This window comes from Actinophytocola sp., assembly GCF_050699915.1.
Classification (GTDB): domain Bacteria; phylum Actinomycetota; class Actinomycetes; order Mycobacteriales; family Pseudonocardiaceae; genus Actinophytocola.
This window is the reverse complement of the sequence record NZ_JBOHGA010000027.1, coordinates 16,872-39,346: the sequence shown is the minus strand read 5'-3', so window position 1 is coordinate 39,346 and position 22,475 is coordinate 16,872. Positions and strand designations below refer to the sequence as shown.

The window sequence follows — 22,475 nt, the reverse complement described above, 5'->3', positions numbered from 1 at the left end:
GCTCGCGGAACGAAAACGCGGGCGTGCGGCTCTTTCGTCGAGGTTGACGGAGGCAACGCCCGGGGGCTGCCGGGGTTGCACGGTGTAACCCCATGCTGATCCTGCGATGGAGGCAGGTATATGGCACAGGGCACTGTGAAGTGGTTCAACTCCGAGAAGGGCTTCGGTTTCATCGCCGTGGACGACGGTGGCGCCGATGTCTTCGTGCACTACTCGGAGATCCAGGGCAAGGGCTTCCGCACCCTGGAGGAGAACCAGCGCGTCGAGTTCGAAGTCGGGCAGGGCACCAAGGGCCCCCAGGCCACGAACGTGCGCGCGCTCTAGTCAGCTGTGACGAAAGGGCCCCGGTCGTCGACCGGGGCCCTTTTCTGGGCCTAGCGTCGGTGGAGTTGCTGGGACTCCCACTCGAGGCGCTGGAGGACCCATTCCTGGGCGAGCGCCATCGGCGAGGTCTGGTGGTAGGCGGCGAGCTCTCGGAGCCGCTCGTTCGCCATGAGGGGGAGGCGGAGCTGCATGACCTGCGCGCCGCCAAAACTGCGGCCGGAGCCGGTGGTCTCGGGGTCGCCCTCTGGGGCGAGAGCGGCGAGGTAGGACTCCAGCTCGTGGTCGGGCAGGTTCTCTTCCTGTTCCTGGGCCTCGGTGCGATGGCGGCCCGGGGCGACGATCTCGTCCGCCGGGGGACCGCTCGGTCGGCTACGTCCGGTGAAAAGCACATTGAGAGGGTAACGAAGAGGTTGCGACCTACCAAGCAAGACAGGCACTTTTCACTAGTAAGGGTTCCGGTACGCACCGTAGTCGTGGTATTGCCGCAGGTCCTGCCGGGTGTCTGCGGGGCTTCGGCGGGCCGTCGACGTGGAATCGAGACGCAACCGACATGGAGAGGCCCCCGCGCCAGGGGGAGGAACGCGGGGGCCGGAGGGGATCTCCACAGGCGCTGACCGGGGGTGTGTCAGCGACTCGATTGTTGCACGTGCACGCGCTTCGTGGGAGTGGGTAAGGCTGAAAAATTGAGAGAACTATTCACCTAGACCCCGTTACGGAGCGGTGCTCTTCCACCGCGCGGCCGTGCGCGGCCGGCGTCTCGTGGCGTCGCCCGACACCACTCGCGCGGTGGCCGTGACCTGTGGACACGTCTGGCTCGGCGGCGGCCGGGCGGCGGCCGAGGCGTCACGGTGGTTCGGCGCCCCACCGTGTGCGGAGGTGACGGTCCGTCGCGATCTTCGGCTGGCCGGTGATCTAGGCCGGCGGGTGGGCACGGCGGCTGGGCCGGACGTGGCGCGCCGTCGCGATCTCCGCCGGCGCGCTCGCACGATCTTCGGCGGCAGCCGCCCGTCAAAGCCGCCAGAGCGTCTTGCCGCCGCCCGGCTGGCGGCGCCGCTCGTCGCCGGCGTCGGTGGTCTGGGCGGAGCGCCCAGGGCGGAAGTGTGCGCGGGCGAGTGAGCCCATGCCGGGGCCGGAGCCCTGGCCTCACGAGGATCGCCCGCGCGGGGGTTGCACGCCTGCCCTCGCCGCGGCGTGCGGAGTGCCGGCTAGCCCGCCAGGCGGTGGCCCGTTTGGGCCAGGGCCGCCGCCACGTTCGGGCGGCTCAGCTCGTCCGCGCTGGTGACCGTCACCGAGCCGGTTGTCAGGTTGACCGCCACGTCCGTGACCAGCTCCAGCTCGAACAGCTCCTCGGTGACCGAGGCCGCGCAATGCTCGCAGGTCATGCCGGCGACGTCGTACACGTTGTAGATCGTGTGCATGGGCACTACCGGGTTCCTCCTCATTTCGCTCATTTCGCACGACTCCCCTCCCTTCGAGTCTTCGGAGGAGGACACGCCGCCCTTGAGGGAGCAGCGATCCCCCACATGGGTCGGCTTGGTCGCGAGGCGATCACTGCAGGTCAGCGGGTAGCTCGATCGATATGACACAGCCGGCGGGGGTCGTTTCCGTGGGTGCACGAGCCGCGATGGTGCGTCCGTTCGAGTGATTCGACCCCGCTCACCCGAACGGCCTCGCTCGCGCGGCGGGTGCCCTGATCACCGCTGACTACTATCCGTGTGGAAAGGATTCACTCCTCGGGGGGCTGTGGACGGTGCCCCCGGTCTCATAGCCTCTCCGCCAACACCTACTGGGTCGGGGAGGCGGCGATATGAGCGGACCGGTCGAAGTTCGTGACTTCCTGCTACAACAGGAGACCCGTGACCCCTCTCTGGGGTTCGGCAGCGTCCCAACCCAGCGAACCGGCGATTCCTCGCGGGTGAGCGGGGATCAGGTGCGCCGCGCGCAGCTCGCGGTGGCCCGCGGCGCGGAGAGCGTCGAGGACTGCAAGGAGCTGCTCGAGATGCTCGGGCTGGTGCCGGGCGAGGACGGCATCCCGCCGGTCCGGCGTTAGCGAAACGTGACGGGAGCCCGGCGTTCGGCGAGGTGACACGGCTGGCGATACCCGCTTTGTAGCCGAGGCGGGTTGTGTCCTATGCTTTCCCTGCTCCAAGCGGGCAACCCGGGCTCCCATCGTCTAGCGGCCTAGGACTCCGCCCTTTCAAGGCGGCAGCGCGGGTTCGAATCCCGTTGGGAGCACGTAGTACAGCAAGGCCCAGTGGCGCAGTTGGTTAGCGCGTCGCCCTGTCACGGCGAAGGTCGCGGGTTCGAGTCCCGTCTGGGTCGCGCGGAGCTCTAGGAGCGGTGTGCCTGCGGAGAACGCAGGCCTCGTCGTTTCGCTGTGATGCTGGGGGGCCGAGCCCCCCAACCCCCCACGGTGCGAGCTTCACCAGACCCGGCGTTGTTGCGTTGGGTTTGGACCAGCAGGAGTAGTGGTGTCCTGCGTCTGGATGGTTGCACCTGCGTTCGCGGGGTTGCGGTCATCACCGCAGGTTTTTTGGTTTGGCCAGGTAGCTCAGTTGGTATGAGCGACCGCCTGAAAAGCGGTAGGTCGGCGGTTCGATCCCGCCCCTGGCCACTTGCCCCGACGGACACTGTCCGGTCGGGGCTTTCGTCCATCTTGGACCCCTGTGACCTCCTGGCACGGCAAACGCTCTCCGTGACCTGCGCGCTGGGTATCACCTCTCGGACGTGGTCAAGATCCCCGGCGAGGGGGATGCACGACTCACTGTCCGTGTAACGGGCGCCCCGTACAGAGCGAATCAGAGAACGCGACCGCAGGTTGGCAGGGGCACACCAGTCCGTTGGCTCGCAAGCGAATCGGACCGCACCGGGCTTCTCGGGGATGCCCTCAAAAAAACCCGCCATGCGCGCGTGCGCGCGGCCGGGGGGACCATACATGAGTGACCAGCAAGTACGCGCCGCGCGTCGGAGACCGACGCTCCTGCGGGGCTTGGCCGCACCACGCCACTCTGACCTTCTTCCAGCAGGTGAGCCGACCCAGCCACCCGTAGCCAGCTGGGAGCCGGCCTACCGCCGGTACGTGATCCTTTCCGACATCCTCGTCACCCTCTGCGTCGCCTTCGTCGTCGGCGGCCTGATCAGCGTCAGCGGCGCCGCCCTGTTCAAGGATCTGGTCCTGGGCGGGCTCACCGTGATCGTCGTGCTCGTCTCGCTGGCCATGAACCGCGCGTGGAACCTCAACGTGCTCGGCCAGGGCGCCGAGGAGTACGTCCGGCTCGGCCGGGGCATGTTCGCCGCCGCGGTCGCGCTCGGGCTCGCCGGGCTCGCCACCGGCGTCGTGTCCGCCCGGCCCTGGGTGTTCCTCGTCGTCCCGACGACGGCCCTCATCGCGTTGCTCTTCCGTTACCTGCTCCGGCAGGTCCTGCACCGCCACCGGTTCAACGGCGAGTGCCTCCTGCCGGTCATGGCCGCCGGCAGCGTGGACACCGTCCGCGACCTGATCGAGCGCACCAACGCGGCCTCGCACATCGGCTGGCGGGTCGCCGCGGTCTGCACCATCGACGGCACCGGCGGCGGCCGGCACAGCAGGATCGACGACTCGTCCATCGACCACGTGGACGGCGTCTCCGTGGTCGGCCGGCTCGACGAGGTCGCCGAGCACGTCCGTCGCGGCGGCTACCGCATCGTCGCCGTCACCGCCGACTCCTACTGGACCCCCCGCCGCCTCCAGCAGCTCGCCTGGCGGCTCGAGGGCAGCGGCGCCGAGATGGTCGTCGCCCCCACGCTCATGGAGGTCGCCGGGCCACGACTGCATGTCAGCGGCGTGCTCGGCATGCCGCTGCTGCGAGTCAGCGCCCCCGTGTTCACCGGCATGCGCCGGTTCATCAAGGGCATCTTCGACCGGATCGGCTCGTTCCTGCTGATCCTCATGTGCCTGCCCGTGATGACGCTCGCCGCGCTCGCCATCATGATCGACTCGCGTGGCGGCCCGTTCTACACCCAGCGCCGGGTCGGCAAGTCCGGCCGCGAGTTCACCATCGTCAAGTTCCGCACGATGGTCCGCGACGCCGACCACCGCAAGGCCGCGCTCGCCGAGGACAACGAGGGCGCCGGCGTGCTGTTCAAGATGCGCAAGGACCCGCGGATCACCCGGGTCGGCGCGATCCTGCGGCGCTACTCGATCGACGAGCTGCCGCAGCTGTTCAACGTCTTCACCGGCGCCATGTCGCTGGTGGGACCGCGGCCGCCGCTGCCGGAGGAGTCCGCGCGCTACGAGCCGGACATGCGGCGCCGGCTGCTCGTCAAGCCAGGTTTGACCGGGTTGTGGCAGGTCAGCGGTCGTAGCGACCTGCCGTGGGAGGAGGCGGTCCGGTTGGACCTGCGATATGTGGAGGACTGGTCACTCGCGCTCGACGCGATGATCCTTTGGAAGACCTTCCGGGCTGTGCTCGGTGGTCAGGGGGCTTACTGAGATGAACTGCCGACTGTGTGGATCGACCGACCTGGTGAGTGTCGTCGACCTCGGGGCCACGCCGCCGTGCGAACTGTTCCTGACCGAGGTGCAGCTCGACGAGCCGGAGATGACCTACCCGCTGCACCTGCGGGTGTGCACGGGGTGCTGGCTCGCCCAGCTGCCGCCCCTGATCACCCCCGAGGACACCTTCACCGAGTACGCCTACTTCTCGTCGTTCTCGACCTCGTGGGTCGAGCACGCGCGCCGGTTCGTCGCCGACTCGACCGTCCGATTCGGACTCGGTGACGACTCGTTCGTCGTCGAGGTCGCGAGCAACGACGGCTACCTGCTCCAACACGTGGTCGACGCCGGCATCCGCTGCCTCGGCATCGAGCCGTCGGTCAACGTCGGCGCCGCCGCGCGGGAGAAGGGCGTCGACACGCTCACCGAGTTCCTCTCGCCCGAGACCGGCGCCGCGGTCCGCGCCGAGCACGGGCCGGCGGACCTCGTCGTGGCCAACAACGTCTACGCGCACATCCCCGACGTCGTGGGCTTCACCCAGGGCCTGCGCAACCTCGTCGCGGACGACGGTTGGGTGTCCATCGAGGTGCAGCACCTGCTGACGCTGTTCGAGCGCAACCAGTACGACACGATCTACCACGAGCACTTCCAGTACTACACGGTCGCCTCCGCGCAGCGGGCCCTGGCGAGCGGTGGACTGTCCCTCGTGGACGTCGAGCTGGTCGACACGCACGGCGGCTCCATCCGGCTGTTCGCCCGCCCGGCCGAGGTTGTCAGGGAGACCAACACCGAGCCGAGCCGGCGGGTGGCCGACGTGCTCGCCCGCGAGAAGGCCGCCGGCCTGCACGAGCTCGCCGGGTACGCCGAGTTCGGCCGTCGGGTCGCCACCGTGCGCCGCGAGCTGCTCGCCTTCCTGACCGACGCCGCCGCGCGCGGCAAGACCGTCGTGGGCTACGGCGCCCCCGGCAAGGGCAACACCCTGCTCAACCACTGTGGCATCCGGCCCGACCTGCTGGCGTACACGGTGGACCGCAACCCCTACAAGCACGGCAGGTACACCCCGGGCACCCGGATCCCGATCCTGCCGCCGGACCGGATCGCCGAGGATCGGCCGGACTACGTGCTCGTGCTCCCGTGGAACCTGCGCGCGGAGCTCGTCGAGCAACTGTCCTATGTGGGCGAATGGGGCGGCCGCCTGGTGTTCCCCATCCCGAGTCTGGAAATCGTTGAGGTGAATCGGACATGAAGGTCGTGCTGTTCTGCGGCGGGTACGGGATGCGGATGCGCAACGGGACCGCCGACGACGTGCCCAAGCCCATGGCCATGGTCGGGCCCCGGCCGCTGATCTGGCACGTCATGCGCTACTACGCCCACTTCGGACACAAGGAGTTCGTGCTGTGCCTCGGCTACGGGGCGCACCACATCAAGAACTTCTTCCTCAACTACGAGGAGACCATCTCCAACGACTTCATCCTGCGCGACGGGAAGGCCGAGCTGCTGGCCACCGACATCGCGGACTGGTCGATCTCGTTCATCCAGACCGGCATCGAGTCGGCCATCGGCGAGCGGCTGCGCCGTGTGCGCGAGCACCTCGACGGCGACGAGATGTTCCTCGCCAACTACGCCGACGTGCTCACCGACGCGCCGCTGGACGTGATGGTCGACCGGTTCGCCGCGTCCGACGCCGGCGCCTCGATGATGGTCGTGCCGCCGCAGTCCTCGTTCCACTGCGTGGAGATGGGCGAGGACAACCGGGTCGGCGGGATCACCTCGGTCAGCGACATGCCGCTGTGGGAGAACGGCGGCTACTTCGTCCTCCGCCAGGAGATCTTCGACCACATCCCCGAGGGTGGCGACCTGGTCGCCGACGGCTGCGGCGAGCTCGCCAAGCGGGGCAAGATGCTCGCCTACCCGTACCGGGGCTTCTGGAAGCCGACCGACACGGTCAAGGAGCGGGCGGCACTCGACGCCAGCTACGCGCACGGCGAGCGGCCGTGGGCGCTCTGGGACGACGAGCGCAGGCCCGGGCAGACCAACGGGCAGACCATTGGCCAGACCAACGGGCAGACGAACGGGCAACGGGTCCCCGTGAGGATGGCGTGATCAAATTGGGGGCGGGGCGGATCGACCGCGTGGTCGCGCTCGGCGCGCACTGCGACGACATCGCGATCGGCGCGGGCGGCTCGCTGTTCGCGACGTGCGCGTCCCGGCCGGGCATCCGCGTCGACGCGCTGGTGCTCTCCGGCGGCGGCACCGACCGGGAGGACGAGGAGCGCGCCGCGCTCGCCGCCTTCTGCCCCGGCGCCGACCTCGACGTGACCGTGCTCAAGATGCCCGACGGCCGGCTGCCCGCGCACTGGGACGAGGTCAAGAACTCGCTCGAGGACCTGCGCCGGCGCACCGATCCCGATGTGATCTTCGCCCCACGCACCGACGACGCGCACCAGGACCACCGCGGGCTCGCCACGCTCGTGCCGACGGCGTTCCGTGACCATCTCGTGCTCGGCTACGAGATCGTCAAATGGGACGGCGACCTGGGCCGACCCAACAGCTACCAGCCACTTTCGGCGGAAGTCGCCGAGAAAAAGGTCGAGTTGCTGCAACAGCACTACCCCTCGCAGCGACACCGTCCTTGGTACGACCGGGAGGCCTTCCTCGGTCTGGCTCGGATCCGCGGGATCGAGTGCCAGGCCCGCTACGCGGAGGCCTTCCACGTCACCAAGCAGATTCTCGACCTGGAGGGCTGAACGATGCGCGTCCTGCTGACGGGCCACAAGGGCTACCTGGGCACGGTGATGGCACCGGTGCTCCGCGCCGCCGGGCACGAGGTGATCGGCCTCGACTCGGGGCTGTTCGCCGGCTGCGTGCTCGGCGAGACGCCGGACGACCCGCCCGGCCACGAGGTCGACCTGCGCGACACCACCCACGCGCACGTGTCCGATGTGGACGCGGTGATCCACCTGGCGGCGCTGTCGAACGACCCGCTCGGTGCGCTCGCCCCGGACCTGACCTACGACATCAACCACCGCGCGGCCGTCCGGCTCGCCCGGCTGGCCCGCGACAACGGGGTCAAGCGGTTCCTCTACGCGTCCACCTGCTCGGTCTACGGCGCCTCGGGCGACGGCGGCCTGGTCGCCGAGGACGCCCCGCTGCGGCCGGTCACTCCGTACGCCGAGTCCAAGGTCCGCGTCGAGGACGACCTGCACGAGCTGGCCGACGACGACTTCACACCGGTCTATTTGCGCAACGCCACCGCCTTCGGCTACTCGCCCCGACTGCGCGCGGACATCGTGCTGAACAACCTGGTCGGCCACGCCTACCTCTCCGGTGAGGTCCTCGTGCTCTCCGACGGCACGCCGTGGCGGCCGCTGGTGCACGCGGAGGACATCGCGCGGGCCTTCCTGGCCACGCTCACCGCGCCGCGGGAGGCCGTGCACGACAAGGCGTTCAACATCGGCACCGAGCGCAACAACGTGACGGTCGCGGAGATCGCCGCCGAGGTCGTCGAGGCGGTGCCCGGCTCGCGGCTGCGGATCACCGGCGAGGCCGGCAACGACCCGCGCTCCTACCGGGTCGACTTCTCCCGGTTCCGCGAGGCCGTCCCGGGCTTCGACTGCGCCTGGTCGGTCAAGGACGGCGCGGGCGAGCTGATCGAGGCCTACCAGAAGCACGGCTTGACGAGCGAGTCGTTCGAGCGCCGCTTCACCCGGCTGGCCTGGTTGAAGGACGAGTCCGGCGCGGGCCGGGTCGACGACACGCTGCGGCACGTCTGATGGACCTCGGCGAGCGGATGCACGCTCTGGTGCGGCGGCTCTACCCGCTGTGCCGGAGCATCACCGGCGATGGCGTGCGGGCCACGCTCGACATCGTCGGTGAGCACCTGCCGCTGACCGTCCACGAGGTGCCCACCGGCACCGAGGTGCTCGACTGGACCGTGCCCCAGGAGTGGAACATCCGCGACGCCTACGTCGCCGACGCCACCGGCCGGCGGGTGGTCGACTTCCGCGAGCACGCGCTGCACGTCGTGGGCTACAGCGTGCCCGTGGACACGACGATGCCGCTCACCGAGCTGCGCGAGCACCTGCACACGCTGCCCGACCAGCCGTCGCTGATCCCGTACCGGACCAGCTACTACGCACCGACGTGGGGCTTCTGCCTCGCACAGGACACGTTGGACTCCTTGCCGGACGGCGACTACGAGGTGCGGATCGACTCCACGCTCGCCGACGGGCACCTCACCTACGCCGAGCACGTCGTGCCGGGCCAGGTCACCGACGAGGTGATCATCTCCTGCCACGTGTGCCACCCCGCGCTCGCCAACGACAACATGGCCGCCGTCGCGGTCGCCGTCGAGTTGGCGAAGTCGTTGGAGAACCCGTACTACACGTACCGGTTCGTCTTCGCGCCCGGGACCATCGGCGCGATCACCTGGCTCGCGCGCAACGCCGCGCGGGTGGAGAAGGTCAAGCACGGCGTCGTCCTGGCCTGCGCCGGCGACGCCGGGTCGCTGACCTACAAGCAGAGCCGCCGCGGCGACGCGGAGATCGACCGGGTGCTCGCGCACGTGCTGCGCGACCGTCCACACGAGATCCGCCGGTTCTCCCCGTACGGCTACGACGAGCGGCAGTACTGCTCGCCGGGCTTCAACCTCGGCGTCGGCTGCCTGACCCGCACGCCGTACGCGGAGTACCCCGAGTACCACACCTCCGGCGACGACCCGGCTCTCGTCTCGCCCGAGTCCATGGTGGACACCCTGACCGTGCTGCGCGAGGCGGTCGCGGTGCTGGACGTCAACCGGCACTACGTGAACCTCTCGCCCTACGGCGAGCCGCAGCTGGGCCGCCGTGGCCTGTACGACTCGCTCGGCGGCCGCAGCGACGCCAAGCAGGCCCAGCTCGCGATGTTGTGGGTGCTCAGCCTCTCCGACGGCGAGCACAGCCTGCTCGACATCGCCGAGCGCGCCGGTCTGCCCTTCGCCACCGTCGCCGCCGCGGCCGAAGCGCTGGCCGACGCGAACCTGATCAAGGAGTAACCGAATGTCGTTCGCGCGGGGCTTGGCGAAGCGGCTCACCTGGGGACTCGCCGACCAGGGCGTGTCGAGCATGACCAACTTCCTGGTCGGGGTCTACGTGGCCCGCTCGCTCGGCGTCGAGGCGTTCGGCATCTTCAGCCTCGCCTGGGTCACCTACGGCGTGGTGCTGAACCTGTCCCGGGGGCTGGGCACCGACCCGCTGGTGGTCCGCTTCTCGGGCGTGGCCGTCGACCGGTGGCGGGTGGCGACCAGCCGGGCCGGCGGCACGGCCATCGCGGTCGGGCTCGCCTTCGGCGTGCTCAGCATCGGGATCGGCGCCGCCGTGGGCGACACGTTCGGCCGGGCGTTCATCGCGCTCGGCATCGTCACCCCCGCGCTGCTGCTGCAGGACAGCTTTCGGTTCGCGTTCTTCGCCAACGGGCAGGGCCGCAACGCGGTGCTCATCGATCTCGTCTGGGCGGCCACCATGTTGCCGCTGCTGATGCTCGCCGCCGACCACGGCACCGTCGCCGGGTTCGTGGTCGCCTGGGGTGGCGCGGCGCTGTTCGCCGGCGTGGTCGGCTGGCTGCTGAGCGGGATCCGGCCGCGGCTGGACCAGACCCGCGAGTGGCTGCGCGACCACCGCGACCTCGGCACGCGCTACCTCGCGGAGAACGTCAGCAACAGCGGCGCCGGGCAGCTGCGGATGTACGCCGTCGGCGGCATCGTCGGGCTCGCCGGCGTCGGCGCGATCCGCGGCGCCGAGCTGTTGACCGGCCCGTTCATGGCGCTGCTGATGGGCCTGAACCTGGTGGCCGTGCCGGAGGCGGCGCGGGTGCTGCGCCGCGCGCCGCACAAGCTGGCACGGTTCTGTCTGCTGCTGGGTGGCGTGCAGGCGATCGCGGCGCTGAGCTGGGGTGTCGCGCTGCTGGCCATCATGCCGGACTCGTTCGGCCTGTTCCTGCTGCACGACGTCTGGCAACCGGCGCGGGAGCTGGTTCTCCCGATCACGCTGGCGCTGGCCTCGTCCGGCCTGATCGCCGGTGCCGCCGCCGGCCTGCGGGCGCTCGGCGCGGCGAAGCGCAGCCTGCGCGTACAGCTGTACTCCTCCGCCGGGTACTTCGGCGGCGGGGTCATCGGTGCCTTCCTCGGGGGAGCGGTTGGCGCCAGTTGGGGGTCCACGATCGCGATGCTCTGCTCCGCCGGACTGTGGTGGACGCAGCTGCACGCAGGACTCCGGGACCACGAGCCCGAGCCGGTTCCGGAGCCGGCCGTCGACGTCGTCGGTGCCGTCGACAACGGGCCCGGGGGTGAGAACAAGGAGATGACAACACCATGAGCACCGTGCCCCGACTGAGCATCGGCTTGCCGGTCTACAACGGGGAACCATTCCTGGCCGAGTCCATCGACTCGCTGCTGTCGCAGACGTACGAGGACTTCGAGCTGATCATCACGGACAACGCCTCCACCGACGGGACGGAGGCGCTCTGTAGACGCTACGAGCGCCTCGACTCCCGGGTGCGCTATGTCCGGCTGCCCGAGAACGTCGGCTGCGCGAACAACCACAACGTCGCCTTCGCCGAGTCGCGCGGCGAGCTGTTCAAGTGGGCCTCCGACGACGACCTCTACGCCCGCGACCTCCTGGCGCGCTGCATCGACGCCCTGGACGAGAACCCGGACGCCGTGCTCGCCCACTCGTGGACGGCGATGATCGACCCGGCGGGCGAGGTCTTCCAGGCCGTGAAGTACCCGCTCACCTCGGCCTCGGCCGGCGCGCCGGAGCGGTTCCGCAGCATGCTCTTCGCGAGCGGCGGCGACGACGACAACGGCGTCATCCGCTCCCGGGTGCTGCGCAGCGTCGCCCCGCACGGCAGCTACCACCACGCGGACCGGGTGATCGTCGCGGAGCTCGTGCTGCACGGGCCGTTCCTCCAGGTCCCCGACTGGCTGTACTTCCGCCGCGACCACCCGAACCGGTCCGAGCGGGCCAACCCCACGATCCGAAAGCGGTGCGCGAACTTCGACCCCCGCCGGGCGAACCGCCTCCGCCACCCGCTGCCCCGGTTACTCGTGGAGTACGTGTGGGGTTACGTGGCCGCCATCCGGCGCGCGCCGCTCACTCCGGCCGAGCGCCGCGAGTGCATGCGCTACCTCCGGCAGTGGCTGGCGAGCCGATCGACCCGCGGTTCGTGGGGCGAGCTGGGCGAGCTGCCCGACGCGGACACGGACCCGGCCGAGATCAAGGTGAAAGAGGTCGTCGGCGGGCGAAAGGGAGCCACCGCGTGACCACCCCGACGCGATCCCGCGGGGAGGCGTCGGAAGGGCCACGCACACCGCGGGTCGGCATCTTCGGCCTGCTCGGCTCCGGGAACCTGGGCAACGACGGCTCGCTCGCCGTCGTGCTGTCTTACCTGCGCGAGCGGCACCCCGACGCGGTCGTCGACTTCATGTGCATGGGCCCGGAGACGATCGCCGGGCGCCACCACGTGCCCGCCATCCCGCTGCACTGGTACTACGCGAGGCCGCGCCCGGGCGGTCGGGTGTGGACGCTCGTGCTGAAGAGCCTCGGCAAGCTCGTTGACCTGCCCCGCACCTTCCGCTGGGTCCGCCGCCACGACGTGGTGATCGTGCCCGGGATGGGCGTGCTGGAGGCCGAGCTGCCGCTGCGACCGTGGGGCTTCCCGTACATGCTGTTCCTGCTCGCGCTCGCCGGCCGGCTGTTCCGCACCAAGGTCGCGCTGGTGAGCGTCGGCGCGAACGTGATGCGGTCGCGGATGACCCGCTGGCTCTTCGGCCGCGCCGCGCGGCTCGCGCACTACCGCTCGTTCCGCGACCAGCGGTCGCGGGAGGCCGTGCGAGCGATGGGCGTGCGCACCGACGCCGACCCGATCTACCCGGACCTGGTCTACGCGATGCCGGTGCCGCGCGGCGATCCGGCCGTCCGTCCGAACCGGACGGTCGGGGTCGGCGTCATGGCCTACCGCGGTGGGAACGAGGACCGGGCCATGGCCGAGGAGATCCACGAGAGCTACGTCTCGACGATGGGCGAGTTCGTGGGCTGGCTGGTCGACGCCGACCGGCCGGTCCGGCTGTTCACCGGCGACCGGGCCGACCTGGTTTCGGCCGAGGAGATCGCGGCGCACGTGCTCGACCGGCGGCCGGGGGCCGACGTCGGCGTCGTGCCGCTGGCCTCGCTCGAGGACGTGCTGAGCGGCATGGCGTCCGTGCGGTCGGTCGTGGCCACCAGGTACCACAACGTGCTGTGCGCGTTGAAGGTCGTCAAGCCGACCGTCTCGCTCGGCTACGCGCGGAAGAACGACGTGCTGATGCGCGACATGGGCCTCGGCGCGTACTGCCAGCAGCTGCGCGCGTTGGACCTGGCCCGGCTGAAGGAGCAGTTCACCGAGGTGGAGGCGCGGGAGGCGCAGCTGCGTGCCGTGATGGTGGCGCGCAACGCCGAGTTCGCGGCCCTGCTCGACGAGCAGTTCCAGAGCCTGTCCGCGCTGCTGTTCCCGGCCCGGCACGACGCCGGCCCGCCCGTCCAGATCCTGGAGGCATGATGAAGGCCGTACCCGTCCCGGAGATCGTCGGCGTGTGGCTGTTCGAGCCGACTCCGCACGTCGACGAGCGCGGGTTCTTCTGTCGCACCTTCGACCGCGACGTGGTCCGCCGGGTGGGCATCGACCCGGACGCGTTCGTCCAGGACAGCGTCTCCCGGTCGCGGCGGGGCGTCATCCGCGGGATGCACGTGCGGTCCGGCGCGGGCGAGGCCAAGCTGGTGCGCTGCTCCTACGGCGAGGTCTTCGACGTGCTGGTGGACCTGCGGCCCGGTTCGAGCACCTACGGCAACAAGGCCACGTTCACGCTCAGCGGGCTGACCCAGCAGACGCTGTACGTGCCGGCCGGCTGCGCGCACGGGTTCCAGGCGCTGACCGAGCCCGCGGACATCTCCTACCGAATCGACCGCGCGCACGACCCGGCGGAGGACGTCGCGATCTCCTACGACGACCCCGAGCTCGCGATCGACTGGCCGCTCCCGGTTTCGCTGGTCTCGCCCCGCGACCGTGCCGGCCGGCCCTACACCGAGGCCAGGGAGCTGCTCGCCGCCCGCTGACCAGATCCCGAACACGGCGACGCCCGGACCGTTCTCGGTCCGGGCGTCGGTGTCGTGGAGTGGTCAGCTGGCGCGGGGTGCGGCGAGCTCCTCGGCAGTGATGAGCGGGACCAGCTCGGTGCCGGGCAGCGTCACCTCACCGCGCATCGCCTCGAGGTAGCGGCGGCGGACCTGGCTCAGCACGCCGTCGGAGTCGTAGGTGTAGCCGTCGATCTCGTCGACGAGCGTCAGCTCGGTGATGGTCCCGGCGAGGCCGCACTCGTCGGCGGTGAGCAGCTCGGTGCGCTCCAGCGGGCGGCGCTCGAAGGGCACGCCCAGGTCGCGGCACACCTCGCCGATCGTGGCGACCGTGATGCTGTCCAGGCAGCCCTCTGAGGTCGGCGGGCTGGCGACCCGCCCCCCGGACGCGGTCACCACGCACGCACCGGTGGCCTCGGCGACCCGGCCCGACTCGTTGAGCAGGATCGCGTCGTCGTAACCGAGGCGGCGCACCTCGATCCGGGCCAGCCGGCCGACGACGTAGTTCGCGCTGGACTTCACGCGGGTCGGCAGGGCCACGTCGCCGGCGCGGCGCCAGGTGCTGACACCCAGCCGCATGGGCGCCGGGTCGGGCTTCTGCTGGGTGAACGCGGTCACCACGAGGTCCGCTTCGGTCTGCTCGCCCCAGTGCCCGTGGGTCACGTACAGGGTCGTCCGGAACCACAGGTCGCGCTCCGGGACCAGCAGTCGCCGGCCGAGCTCGGCCAGGCCCTCGACGTATTCCGAATAACTGAACGTAATCGGAATATGAAGCAACGCGGCTGACCGGCACAACCGGTCATAATGCGCCCGCGGTCCGCGCAAGGAGAATTCCGTGCCCGCGTTGTTCCAGTAGCCCTTGACGCCCTCGAACACGCTCAGCGCCCGCGTGAGCGCCTCTGCGCTGATGTGGATCCGCACGTCGTCATAGGGCACCAGCGAGCCGTTGACCAGCGCCCACGGGGGCGACTGCAGCTGGGAGAGCGAGGCGGTGTGTGCCACGGATGGCCGTCCTGTTCGTCGTGGAGCAGCGAGGCGTCGACGAGCACGACGACGCCGGGCGTCGCAGTCCTCCGCGCGCCCTCACAATTCCATTCGCTGTTCTCGGGCCGATCGTTACCGGTACCGGAAAGTGTCCTGTGTCGCGGACTGTAACAATCGCCCGCGCGTCGCCGACCCTCTTGGGAGCACGCTCATCCAGTGTCCGGAGGAACCATGGTCAACGTTCACATCGACCCGTCGTTCGACGACGAGGAGCGCCGTCGTCGGCTGTTCGCCGGTGACGTGATCGTCTACACGCACGTGCCGGAGATCGCCGCGTTCGCGGAGTTCACCCGCGGGCTGATCACCGAGGTCTTCGCTCCGGACGAGCCGACCGCCGTGCACACCAGGCGCTCCAAGGACGAGCTCGCGGACCTGCTGATCGACTTCAAGCCCAAGTTCATCCACCACCCCGAGTCGATCGCGCACGTGCGCAAGGTGGTCAGCGCGCTCGGCGTCGGCGCCGAACAGATCCACGCCGATGTGCCGAAGCTGCGCACCGCCTTCCCGGCCGGCGGCCTGAACACCGGCATCGCCTACGCCTTCCAGGCCCACCGCGACACCTGGTACGCCGCGCCCAAGGCGCAGATCAACTGGTGGCTGCCGGTGTTCCCGGTGGAGCCGAACAACATCATGGAGTTCTACCCGCGGTGGTTCGGCCGCGAGATCCCCAACAACAGCGGGGACTACAACTACTACGTGGCCAACGCGTGGCGCGGGCACATCAAGGACTTCAGCGGTGCCAAGGACACCCGCGTGCACCCCGCGCCGCTCGAGCCGCTGGGCGAGGGCGAGCCGCGGCTCACCCTGGTCCCGCCGGTCGGCGGCGTGATGCTGTTCTCCGGCGACCAGCTGCACGCGTCGATCCCCAACACCAGCGCGGCCACGCGCTACAGCATCGACTTCCGCACCGTGCACGTCGACGACGTGCACAGCGGCAACGGGGCGCCGGTCGCGGACGTGCGGTGCGTCGGCACCGCGCTGCGCGACTTCCGCCGCCTGTCCGACCTGGCCGACTTCACCGAGGAGGAGGTCGCGCCGTACGACTCCGCGGACGCGGCGGACGGCCCGAAGGTGTACGTCCCGAGCTGACCCGGCAGGGGTGACGCGGAGCCCGTCGGCCAGACTGGACCGGCGGGCTCCCGCACTCCCCGGGAAGGATGCCGTGGACCATCAGATCGACGATCCGCTGCCGCGCTCGCGGGCGGCGAACGAGCGGCTGCACGCGCTGGTGCCCGGTGGCGCGCACACCCACGCCAAGTACGACGACCAGTTCCCCGAGGGCCTCGCGCCGGTGATCACGCGGGGTCTCGGCGCGCACGTGTGGGACCTGGACGGCCACGAGTACGTCGAGTACGGCTCGGGGCTGCGCTCGGTCACCCTCGGGCACGCGCACCCGGCGGTGCTCGACGCGGTGCGCCGGCAGCTCGAGGCCGGCAGCAACTTCGTGCGGCCGAGCATCCTCGAGCTCGAGGCGGCGGAGCGGTTCCTCGCCACCGTGCCGAGCATGGACATGGTGAAGTTCGCGAAGAACGGCTCGGACGTGACCACGGCCGCGGTCCGGCTCGCCCGCGCGGCCACCGGCCGGCGGCTGGTCGCGGTGTGTGCGGACCACCCGTTCTTCTCCACCCACGACTGGTTCATCGGCGTCACGGCGATGCCGGCCGGCACCTCGGCCGGCGAGTGGGCGGACACGGTCACGTTCCCGTACGGGGACCTCGACGCGGTGGCCGAGCTGCTCGACCGGCACCGGGGCGAGCTCGCCTGCCTGATGCTCGAGCCGGCCACCGTGCGCGAGCCGCCGCCGGGCTACCTCGAGGGCCTGCGCGAGCTCGCCGACCGGGACGGCTTCGTGCTCGTGTTCGACGAGATGATCACCGGGTTCCGCTGGTCGGCGGCCGGCGCGCAGGCGGTGTACGGGGTGACGCCGGACCTCGCCACGTTCGGCAAGGCGCTGGGCAACGGGTTCGCCGTGTCCGCGCTCGCCGGCCGCCGGTCGCTGATGGAGCGAGGCGGCCTGTGCGACCCGCGCGAGCGGGTGTTCCTGTTGTCCACCACGCACGGGGCGGAGACGCACGCGCTCGCCGCGGCGGTGGTCGTGATGGACGTCTACGCCGCGGAGGGCATCGCGGAGCAGCTGCACGCGATCGGCGCGCGCCTGGCCGCCGGGGTGCGCGAGGCGGCCGCCGCGGCCGGGGTGGCCGACCACGTACGGCTCCTCGGGCGGGACTCCAACCTGGTCTTCGCCACCCTCGACTCACGCGGGGAGCCGTCCCAGGAGTACCGGACGTTGTTTCTGCGTCAGCTCATCCTGCACGGTGTGCTTGCGCCGTCGTTCGTGGTCAGCAGTGCGCTGTCCGAAGTGGACATCGAGCGGACCGTGGACGCGGTTTCGCGGGCTTGTGCGGTTTACCGGGAGGCTCTCGACGTCGGCGACCCTCGGCCTTGGACCGGCGGTCGGCCCGTCAAGCCGGCTTTGCGTCCGTTCGCTTGAGAGCGTCTGCTTCGTCCTCGGTGGGGGTCGGGGCCGGCGGCGGATTCTACGGGCTCCGACTCGCGCGTCAACGGCGCCTTCGGCGTCGGCTTCGCCGATTTCGCTTCGCTCAACCATTGACCCGCGAGCCTCCGTCGCCCTGCGGGCAGGAAACCGCGGGCAGGGCTGGCGCCCTGCCCACAATTACCCGCCGCCGGCCCCGACCCTCTTCTCATTCGTCGCCGACCCGCCCACTTCGTCCTCGAGCTGGCGCCGTCTGGTTTCAGGCTTCGGGATCTGGCCTGAGCCGCTCTCGGCGGCGGTCGGCGATCGCGTCGACGGCGCGGGCGGTGAGCGGGACCATCACCAGCGCTACGCAGAAGCCGCCGACCGTGTCCGTTGGGTAGTGGGAGTTCTCCAGCACCTGCGCCCACGCCATCGCCGTCGCCACCGGGAGCACCACCGCCGCCGTCAGCAGCATGGCGGTCGTCGCGCGTAGTCGGCGGCGGTGCACCACGACCAGGACGCAGACGAGCGCGATCGACGTCGCGGTCGCCGTGTGGCCGCTGGGGTAGGCGAGGAAGCCCTGGTTGATGTCGCGGCCCACCAACGGTTTCAGCGCCGTCGTCACGGTGACCGACGCGCCGGTGCCGACCACCGCGAGCACCGCGGCGCGGTGGTGGCCGAGTCTGCGCAACACGAGGAACACGCAGCCGAGCACCAGCACGATGCCGACCGGTTCAGCGGTGAAGTCGACGATCCGGCCGATCTCGCGCCACGGCGACCCCAGGCGCCAAAGTCCCAACTGGACGGACGTGTCGAGGGCGGTGCCGGTCTTCTCGCCGGCGAACGCGATGCCCAGCACGGCGACCACCGCGGCCGCCAGCGCCGCTACGACCAGCAGCGGCGTGCGCACCACCCTCGGCAGGGCCGGCGGCGGAAGCGTGTCGTCGATCTCCGCCGTGGCCCGCATGCGGGCATGATCGCAGGTCACCGGCGGTTCGTCACCGCGGCCGTGGTGCGCCGGCCCGTGTCGGCGATCGCCGCCCGGTAGCCGGCGACCAGGTTCGCGAGCCCGGCCCGCGGGCCGAACCGCTGTTCGTAGTCGGCTCGCGCGGCCTTCCCGAGCGCGCGGTTGTGCTCGGGATCGGCGACGATCCGCCGCAGGCTCTCGGCCAGCGAGGCCGCGTCGCCGGGGCGGTGGGTCAGGCCGGTGACACCGTCGTCGACCAGCTCGGCGAGCGAACCGTGCCCGGCGACCACCGCGGGCACCCCGGCGGCCATCGCCTCCACCACGACCAGGCCGAAGGTCTCCAGCCAGGTCGAGGGCACGACGGCCGCGGCGGACCGGGCAAGCAGGTCGCGGCAGGCCGCCGGGTCAGCCAGACCGTGGTAGCGCACGTCGTCGCGGTCGCGCGCCCACCGTGCCACCTCGTCCTGCAGCGGCCCGGTGCCCGCGAGCACCAGCGGCAGGCCCAACCCGCCGTCGGCGGCGAGCCGGTCCCACGCCGTCATCAGCAGCCGGACGCCCTTCTCCTCGGTCAACCGGCCGAGGAACAACACGTGCTCGGACCGCCCGTCGCGGTGCACGCCCGGCTCGGGCACGAAGTTGTGCTTCACGACGAGCTGGTCGGCGTCCATGCCCGACGCGACGAGGATCTCCCGCTGCGCGGCGGAGATGCAGAAGAAGCGGGCGACCGAGTCCGACCAGCGGCGGCGGTTCACGGCCAGGTTGACCGCGATAGGCACGCTCGCCAGCCGCGAGCCGCGGTAGCAGCCGTGCCGGACCGCGGCCACCGGCAGCCCGCCCACGCACGACCGGCACTCCGCGCCGTCCCGGAAGAGCGTGCCGGTGGGACAGATCTGGGTGTAGTTGTGCAGCGTCGCGACCACCGGGACCCCGGCCGCCGTGCACGCGTCGAGCACCGCCGGCGACAGCAGCGGGAACGTGTTGTGCACGTGGACGACGTCCGGCCGCTGCGCCGCCAGCCGCGCGGCCAGGTCGTCGCGCGCGGCAGTGTTGCGCGGCACCCGCAGCGGCACCGCCACCTTGCGAGACAGCGACATCGACGCGATGTCGTCGCTGCGCCGCTCGAACAGGCCGGCGTCGTGGCCGGCCTCGCGCAGCAGGGCGAGCTCCTGGTCCACCACCCGGTCCTCGCCGCTCGGCTGGGCCGACCGGTACCGGTTGTGCACCACCAGGACCCGCAGCTCGTCCCCGGTCATGTCGCGACACCCGGTCTCGGCTGGGCCGCCCGCGAGGCGGCGTGGAGAAGGGCCGCGGCGATCGCGAGGTTGAGCAGGTACGGGGAGGCGTCGCCGAGGCCGGCCTCCGTGTAGGACGCGACGATGCAGTAGATGACGAGGAACAGCGCCGCCGAGCGCTCGAGCGACGGCGGCCGCAGCACCCCGACGATCAGCATGGTGACGAGGAAGGCCACCACGATGGCGACGCCGATGAGGCCCTGCTCGTGGTAGATCGCGAGCCAGCTGGAGTCGATCGGCAGCCCGCCGAAGGACTTGTTGGTCAGCCCGACCCCGAACAGCTGCTCGCTCGTCGTGCGCGGCGCGGCGAGCAGAGCGTCCCACACCTTCTGCCGGCCGGTGAGGTCGCTCAGCGCCTCGTCGTCCTGCCCGCGGCGCAGCCACGTCTGGATGAGTGGTCCCAGGAAGATCGCCGACGCGCCGGCGACGAGGGTGGCCCGGGTGAACAGCTTGCGGGCCCGCTCGGAGGTGGACACCAGCGAGACGAGCGCGACCGCGAGACCGGCGACGAGCGCGATCGTGGCCGTCCGGGTGTGGCTCATCATCAGCAGCACGAGCGCGGGCGCGGCGACGACCAGCAGGCTGGACCGGGGCTCGCGGCCGCCGAGCCAGAGCAGCACGGTCAACCCGATCACGGTGGCCGAGTAGAAGCCGATCTGCGGCGGCGTCATCGGCCAGAGAGTCCCGACCAGCCGGCCGCTGTAGAACTCCGGCATGGCCAGGCCCGGCGCGACCACCAGGCCGACCGCGACCGTCGCCAGCACCGCCCCGACCGCCCGGATGTGGTGGCGCGCCAGCCGCAACGCGTCGTCCCACCAGCGGGTGAGCAGCCAGAGTGTGGCCAGGAACAGCGCCAGGCGCCCACAGCGGAAGAACGCGCCGTAGCCCGACACCATCTGCGCGCTGCCGATCACGCTGACCACGGTCAGCAGCGTCAGCAGCAGGAGCATGGCGCTCGGCCGCAGCCGAACGCGTGGGTTCAGCAGCAGCGCCAGCACGAACGCGGCGGCCAGCGCGCCCATCGTGACCAGCTGGGTGACCGACCGCGGGATCGGCACGACCGTGACCGCGCCCTGCGAGCCGAGGGTGTTGATCACGAGCAGCATCCAGACGGCCCCGACCAGCTTGGGGCTGCGCTCCTCGGGAATGAACGCCGGCGCGACCGCGGGGCGGCCCAAGGTCATCGTCATCTCAGCCACCCGCTCTGGCGAACGCGCTGGACGCGTCCTGCTCGTAAGGATCGGCCTGCCACTCGCCGGAGTCGACCATCTCGCTGGTGTCGCGGACGACGAACGTCCACTTGCCGGAGTACCGGTTGTCGCGCCAGTGGTTGTTCTGCTCGAAGGTGATCGCCTGCTGGACGACGTCCTTCATGTAGGGCGACCAGTCCGGGAAGGTCCCGTAGTTGGACAGCACGGCCATCCGCGAGCACATGGTTCCGCAGCCCATCTTCTCGCTGTCGAGCGAGAAGCTGTTGTCGTGGATGTCGACGTTCTGCGTCTTCCACCGGCAGTCGTCGTAGAGCGGCGGCTTCGAGATGCCGGGCTGGCCGCACTTCGTCGGGTCGGACACGAGCAGCGTGCAGTCGCTCGTGGTGTTGGCCGGGCTGCTGCAGAAGCGGTCGGCGTTCTCCCAGAGCGTGATGCCGTTCCAGTTGTCGACCAGCTCGTTGCCGTAGAAGTCGATCTTGTCGGTGCGCGCCTTGATACGCGGCTCGCCGCCCGCCTCGGACAGGTAGACCGTGGCCGCGGGGAAGTTGTCCTCTCGGTCGGCGAAGGTCTTGCCCTCCACCATGTTGTTGCGCCGCATCAGGTTGTTCCGGATGATCGCGTTGTAGCTGATCTCGTAGAACAGCGCCGGCCCGTCGTTGTCCTCGATGACGTTGTCCTCGATGAGGAAGTCGTTGTTGTTCGTGTCGGCCCACAGTCCGACGCCGCGGTTGTCGTGCACCCAGTTGCCGCGGATGTCGGCGCCGTTCACCGCCCAGAACTTCACGCCGCCGGTACAGCCGCAACCATCCACCTTGGACTCCCAGTCACCGGTGTTGTTGCCGGTGATCTCGTTGCCCTCGACCAACATGGCGGTGATGCCGCCGTCGCCCTGGTAGGCGTTGATGCCGTACTGCCCGTTGTCCTTCAGGCAGTTGCCGCGCACGACCTGGCGCGCGCCGGCCATCATGCCGGCGCCGTCGTTGCGCTGGATCGTGTTGTGCTCGATGGTCCAGCCGTTGGCCGAGTCGTGGTTGACCACGCCCTCGTCGCGCGGCGGGATGAAGCCGCGCACCGTGAGGTGGCGGATGGTGACGTTCTCCCCGTCGCCGGAGAAGGCGTACTTGTTGACGCGCCGCCCGTCGAACACCGCACCCGGAGCGCCGAGGTAGACGTCACCGCGCTTGGGAAACACCTGGTCGTACTCGCCGTCGCTGAGGCGGTGGGTGCCCGGTGCGAGCCAGAACGTCGTGCCGGGCGGGTTCGCCTCGGTGACCGTCGCCAGGTTGTCACCCGAGCCCGGGACCACCTCGACCGCACCGGCCGGCGCGGTCGAGGGTCCGGGCTTGGTCTTGCCGCACACGGCGGCCACCTGCGCGGTGGGCGCGCGTGCGGCGCCACCGTCGCCGCCTTCGTCACTGCTCTTGCTGGTGGGCGCCGGGCCGGCGGGTTCCTCGGCCGGGGACGCGGTGCATGCGAACAGCAGGGGCGTGATGGCGCACAGCGCCACCGCGCGGCCGACGCGGGTCCACGGTCCGGTGCTCACA

The 22,475-nt window shown here is 70.6% G+C and carries 21 protein-coding genes, 3 tRNA genes and 1 pseudogene; 18 read left to right on the top strand and 7 right to left on the bottom strand.

Annotation, left to right across the window (positions count from 1 at the left end; all coding sequences use genetic code 11):
• Nucleotides 1-120 precede the first annotated feature (120 nt).
• On the top strand, nucleotides 121-324 hold the full coding sequence (locus ACRDSK_RS07830; protein WP_075127229.1) for a cold-shock protein: 204 nt from the start codon (nucleotides 121-123) through the stop codon (nucleotides 322-324).
• Between the two features lie 50 nt (nucleotides 325-374).
• Here the strand turns inward: ACRDSK_RS07830 and ACRDSK_RS07825 are convergent, their stop codons facing one another.
• Nucleotides 375-713: a hypothetical protein gene (locus ACRDSK_RS07825; RefSeq protein WP_431439274.1), complete on the bottom strand. Its 339-nt coding sequence runs from the start codon at nucleotides 711-713 to the stop codon at nucleotides 375-377.
• A 331-nt stretch (nucleotides 714-1,044) separates the two neighbouring features.
• Between ACRDSK_RS07825 and ACRDSK_RS07820 the strand changes: the two genes are divergently transcribed.
• Entirely contained in the window at nucleotides 1,045-1,440 is a 396-nt protein-coding gene (locus ACRDSK_RS07820) for a hypothetical protein (protein ID WP_431439273.1), read from the top strand.
• Between the two features lie 89 nt (nucleotides 1,441-1,529).
• On the opposite strand, the gene ACRDSK_RS07815 is transcribed toward ACRDSK_RS07820, so the two are convergent.
• Nucleotides 1,530-1,742 (bottom strand): heavy-metal-associated domain-containing protein, encoded by a 213-nt coding sequence (locus ACRDSK_RS07815; protein WP_431439288.1) that lies wholly within the window; start codon nucleotides 1,740-1,742, stop codon nucleotides 1,530-1,532.
• 497 nt (nucleotides 1,743-2,239) lie between these two features.
• On the opposite strand from ACRDSK_RS07815, the gene ACRDSK_RS07810 reads away from it, so the two are divergent.
• The 14 genes and pseudogenes from ACRDSK_RS07810 (at nucleotide 2,240) to rfbC (ending at nucleotide 13,923) form a co-directional block, all read left to right on the top strand.
• The gene (locus ACRDSK_RS07810) at nucleotides 2,240-2,374 is read left to right on the top strand and encodes a hypothetical protein (RefSeq protein ID WP_431439272.1); all 135 of its coding nucleotides are present in this window, start codon (nucleotides 2,240-2,242) and stop codon (nucleotides 2,372-2,374) included.
• Nucleotides 2,375-2,486: 112 nt separating this feature from the next.
• Nucleotides 2,487-2,559: transfer RNA gene (locus ACRDSK_RS07805), tRNA-Glu, on the top strand.
• Nucleotides 2,560-2,572: 13 nt separating this feature from the next.
• Nucleotides 2,573-2,646, top strand: a tRNA-Asp gene (locus ACRDSK_RS07800).
• Between the two features lie 218 nt (nucleotides 2,647-2,864).
• Nucleotides 2,865-2,938, top strand: a tRNA-Phe gene (locus ACRDSK_RS07795).
• Between the two features lie 321 nt (nucleotides 2,939-3,259).
• Complete coding sequence (locus ACRDSK_RS07790) at nucleotides 3,260-4,795, top strand: sugar transferase (protein ID WP_431439271.1); 1,536 nt, start codon at nucleotides 3,260-3,262, stop codon at nucleotides 4,793-4,795.
• A gap of 1 nt (nucleotide 4,796) precedes the next feature.
• Nucleotides 4,797-6,044 (top strand): class I SAM-dependent methyltransferase, encoded by a 1,248-nt coding sequence (locus tag ACRDSK_RS07785; protein ID WP_431439270.1) that lies wholly within the window; start codon nucleotides 4,797-4,799, stop codon nucleotides 6,042-6,044.
• A pseudogene (locus ACRDSK_RS07780) lies at nucleotides 6,041-6,817 on the top strand (sugar phosphate nucleotidyltransferase); the annotation flags it as partial. The gene ACRDSK_RS07785 and the pseudogene ACRDSK_RS07780, both read left to right, overlap by 4 nt.
• A gap of 80 nt (nucleotides 6,818-6,897) precedes the next feature.
• Nucleotides 6,898-7,545 carry a PIG-L deacetylase family protein gene (locus ACRDSK_RS07775; protein WP_431439269.1) on the top strand — a complete coding sequence of 216 codons (648 nt, stop codon included), beginning with the start codon at nucleotides 6,898-6,900 and terminating at the stop codon, nucleotides 7,543-7,545.
• Nucleotides 7,546-7,548: 3 nt separating this feature from the next.
• Complete coding sequence (locus ACRDSK_RS07770) at nucleotides 7,549-8,571, top strand: NAD-dependent epimerase/dehydratase family protein (protein WP_431439268.1); 1,023 nt, start codon at nucleotides 7,549-7,551, stop codon at nucleotides 8,569-8,571.
• Nucleotides 8,571-9,830: a DUF4910 domain-containing protein gene (locus ACRDSK_RS07765; RefSeq protein ID WP_431439267.1), complete on the top strand. Its 1,260-nt coding sequence runs from the start codon at nucleotides 8,571-8,573 to the stop codon at nucleotides 9,828-9,830. The genes ACRDSK_RS07770 and ACRDSK_RS07765 overlap by 1 nt, the downstream gene beginning before the upstream one ends.
• A 4-nt stretch (nucleotides 9,831-9,834) precedes the next feature.
• Nucleotides 9,835-11,148, top strand: coding sequence for a hypothetical protein (locus ACRDSK_RS07760; protein ID WP_431439266.1), 1,314 nt, complete (start codon nucleotides 9,835-9,837; stop codon nucleotides 11,146-11,148).
• Entirely contained in the window at nucleotides 11,145-12,095 is a 951-nt protein-coding gene (locus tag ACRDSK_RS07755; protein ID WP_431439265.1) for a glycosyltransferase family 2 protein, read from the top strand. Before ACRDSK_RS07760 ends, ACRDSK_RS07755 begins: the two co-directional genes overlap by 4 nt.
• Nucleotides 12,092-13,369 carry a polysaccharide pyruvyl transferase family protein gene (locus tag ACRDSK_RS07750; protein ID WP_431439264.1) on the top strand — a complete coding sequence of 426 codons (1,278 nt, stop codon included), beginning with the start codon at nucleotides 12,092-12,094 and terminating at the stop codon, nucleotides 13,367-13,369. The genes ACRDSK_RS07755 and ACRDSK_RS07750 overlap by 4 nt, the downstream gene beginning before the upstream one ends.
• The gene (gene rfbC, locus ACRDSK_RS07745) at nucleotides 13,369-13,923 is read left to right on the top strand and encodes a dTDP-4-dehydrorhamnose 3,5-epimerase (protein WP_431439287.1); all 555 of its coding nucleotides are present in this window, start codon (nucleotides 13,369-13,371) and stop codon (nucleotides 13,921-13,923) included. The genes ACRDSK_RS07750 and rfbC overlap by 1 nt, the downstream gene beginning before the upstream one ends.
• Nucleotides 13,924-13,986: 63 nt before the next feature.
• On the opposite strand, the gene ACRDSK_RS07740 is transcribed toward rfbC, so the two are convergent.
• Complete coding sequence (locus ACRDSK_RS07740; protein WP_431439263.1) at nucleotides 13,987-14,943, bottom strand: aminotransferase class IV; 957 nt, start codon at nucleotides 14,941-14,943, stop codon at nucleotides 13,987-13,989.
• Nucleotides 14,944-15,156: 213 nt separating this feature from the next.
• Between ACRDSK_RS07740 and ACRDSK_RS07735 the strand changes: the two genes are divergently transcribed.
• Both ACRDSK_RS07735 and ACRDSK_RS07730 read left to right on the top strand, forming a co-directional pair.
• Nucleotides 15,157-16,074, top strand: a complete 918-nt coding sequence (locus ACRDSK_RS07735; RefSeq protein ID WP_431439262.1) for a hypothetical protein — start codon at nucleotides 15,157-15,159, stop codon at nucleotides 16,072-16,074.
• An 85-nt stretch (nucleotides 16,075-16,159) separates the two neighbouring features.
• The gene (locus tag ACRDSK_RS07730) at nucleotides 16,160-17,476 is read left to right on the top strand and encodes a glutamate-1-semialdehyde 2,1-aminomutase (protein WP_431439286.1); all 1,317 of its coding nucleotides are present in this window, start codon (nucleotides 16,160-16,162) and stop codon (nucleotides 17,474-17,476) included.
• 262 nt (nucleotides 17,477-17,738) lie between these two features.
• Here the strand turns inward: ACRDSK_RS07730 and ACRDSK_RS07725 are convergent, their stop codons facing one another.
• Genes ACRDSK_RS07725 through ACRDSK_RS07710 form a run of 4 tightly spaced genes read right to left on the bottom strand, consistent with a single transcriptional unit; the run spans nucleotide 17,739 to nucleotide 22,474 of the window.
• Entirely contained in the window at nucleotides 17,739-18,428 is a 690-nt protein-coding gene (locus tag ACRDSK_RS07725) for a phosphatase PAP2 family protein (protein ID WP_431439261.1), read from the bottom strand.
• Nucleotides 18,429-18,445: 17 nt separating this feature from the next.
• Nucleotides 18,446-19,666, bottom strand: a complete 1,221-nt coding sequence (locus tag ACRDSK_RS07720) for a glycosyltransferase (RefSeq protein ID WP_431439285.1) — start codon at nucleotides 19,664-19,666, stop codon at nucleotides 18,446-18,448.
• A gap of 11 nt (nucleotides 19,667-19,677) precedes the next feature.
• A complete protein-coding gene (locus tag ACRDSK_RS07715; protein WP_431439284.1) occupies nucleotides 19,678-20,904 on the bottom strand; it encodes an O-antigen ligase family protein in 1,227 nt (408 codons plus the stop codon).
• 7 nt (nucleotides 20,905-20,911) lie between these two features.
• Nucleotides 20,912-22,474, bottom strand: a complete 1,563-nt coding sequence (locus tag ACRDSK_RS07710; protein ID WP_431439260.1) for a right-handed parallel beta-helix repeat-containing protein — start codon at nucleotides 22,472-22,474, stop codon at nucleotides 20,912-20,914.
• Nucleotide 22,475 lies beyond the last annotated feature (1 nt).

Coding starts and splice junctions, on each gene's coding strand:
- ACRDSK_RS07830 (WP_075127229.1), top strand. CDS start 121: ATGGCACAGGGCACTGTGAAGTGGTTCAACTCCGAGAAGGGCTTCGGT.
- ACRDSK_RS07815 (WP_431439288.1), bottom strand. CDS start 1,742: ATGCACACGATCTACAACGTGTACGACGTCGCCGGCATGACCTGCGAG.
- ACRDSK_RS07790 (WP_431439271.1), top strand. CDS start 3,260: ATGAGTGACCAGCAAGTACGCGCCGCGCGTCGGAGACCGACGCTCCTG.
- ACRDSK_RS07785 (WP_431439270.1), top strand. CDS start 4,797: ATGAACTGCCGACTGTGTGGATCGACCGACCTGGTGAGTGTCGTCGAC.
- ACRDSK_RS07770 (WP_431439268.1), top strand. CDS start 7,549: ATGCGCGTCCTGCTGACGGGCCACAAGGGCTACCTGGGCACGGTGATG.
- ACRDSK_RS07765 (WP_431439267.1), top strand. CDS start 8,571: ATGGACCTCGGCGAGCGGATGCACGCTCTGGTGCGGCGGCTCTACCCG.
- ACRDSK_RS07760 (WP_431439266.1), top strand. CDS start 9,835: ATGTCGTTCGCGCGGGGCTTGGCGAAGCGGCTCACCTGGGGACTCGCC.
- ACRDSK_RS07755 (WP_431439265.1), top strand. CDS start 11,145: ATGAGCACCGTGCCCCGACTGAGCATCGGCTTGCCGGTCTACAACGGG.
- rfbC (WP_431439287.1), top strand. CDS start 13,369: ATGAAGGCCGTACCCGTCCCGGAGATCGTCGGCGTGTGGCTGTTCGAG.
- ACRDSK_RS07735 (WP_431439262.1), top strand. CDS start 15,157: ATGGTCAACGTTCACATCGACCCGTCGTTCGACGACGAGGAGCGCCGT.
- ACRDSK_RS07725 (WP_431439261.1), bottom strand. CDS start 18,428: ATGCGGGCCACGGCGGAGATCGACGACACGCTTCCGCCGCCGGCCCTG.
- ACRDSK_RS07715 (WP_431439284.1), bottom strand. CDS start 20,904: ATGACCTTGGGCCGCCCCGCGGTCGCGCCGGCGTTCATTCCCGAGGAG.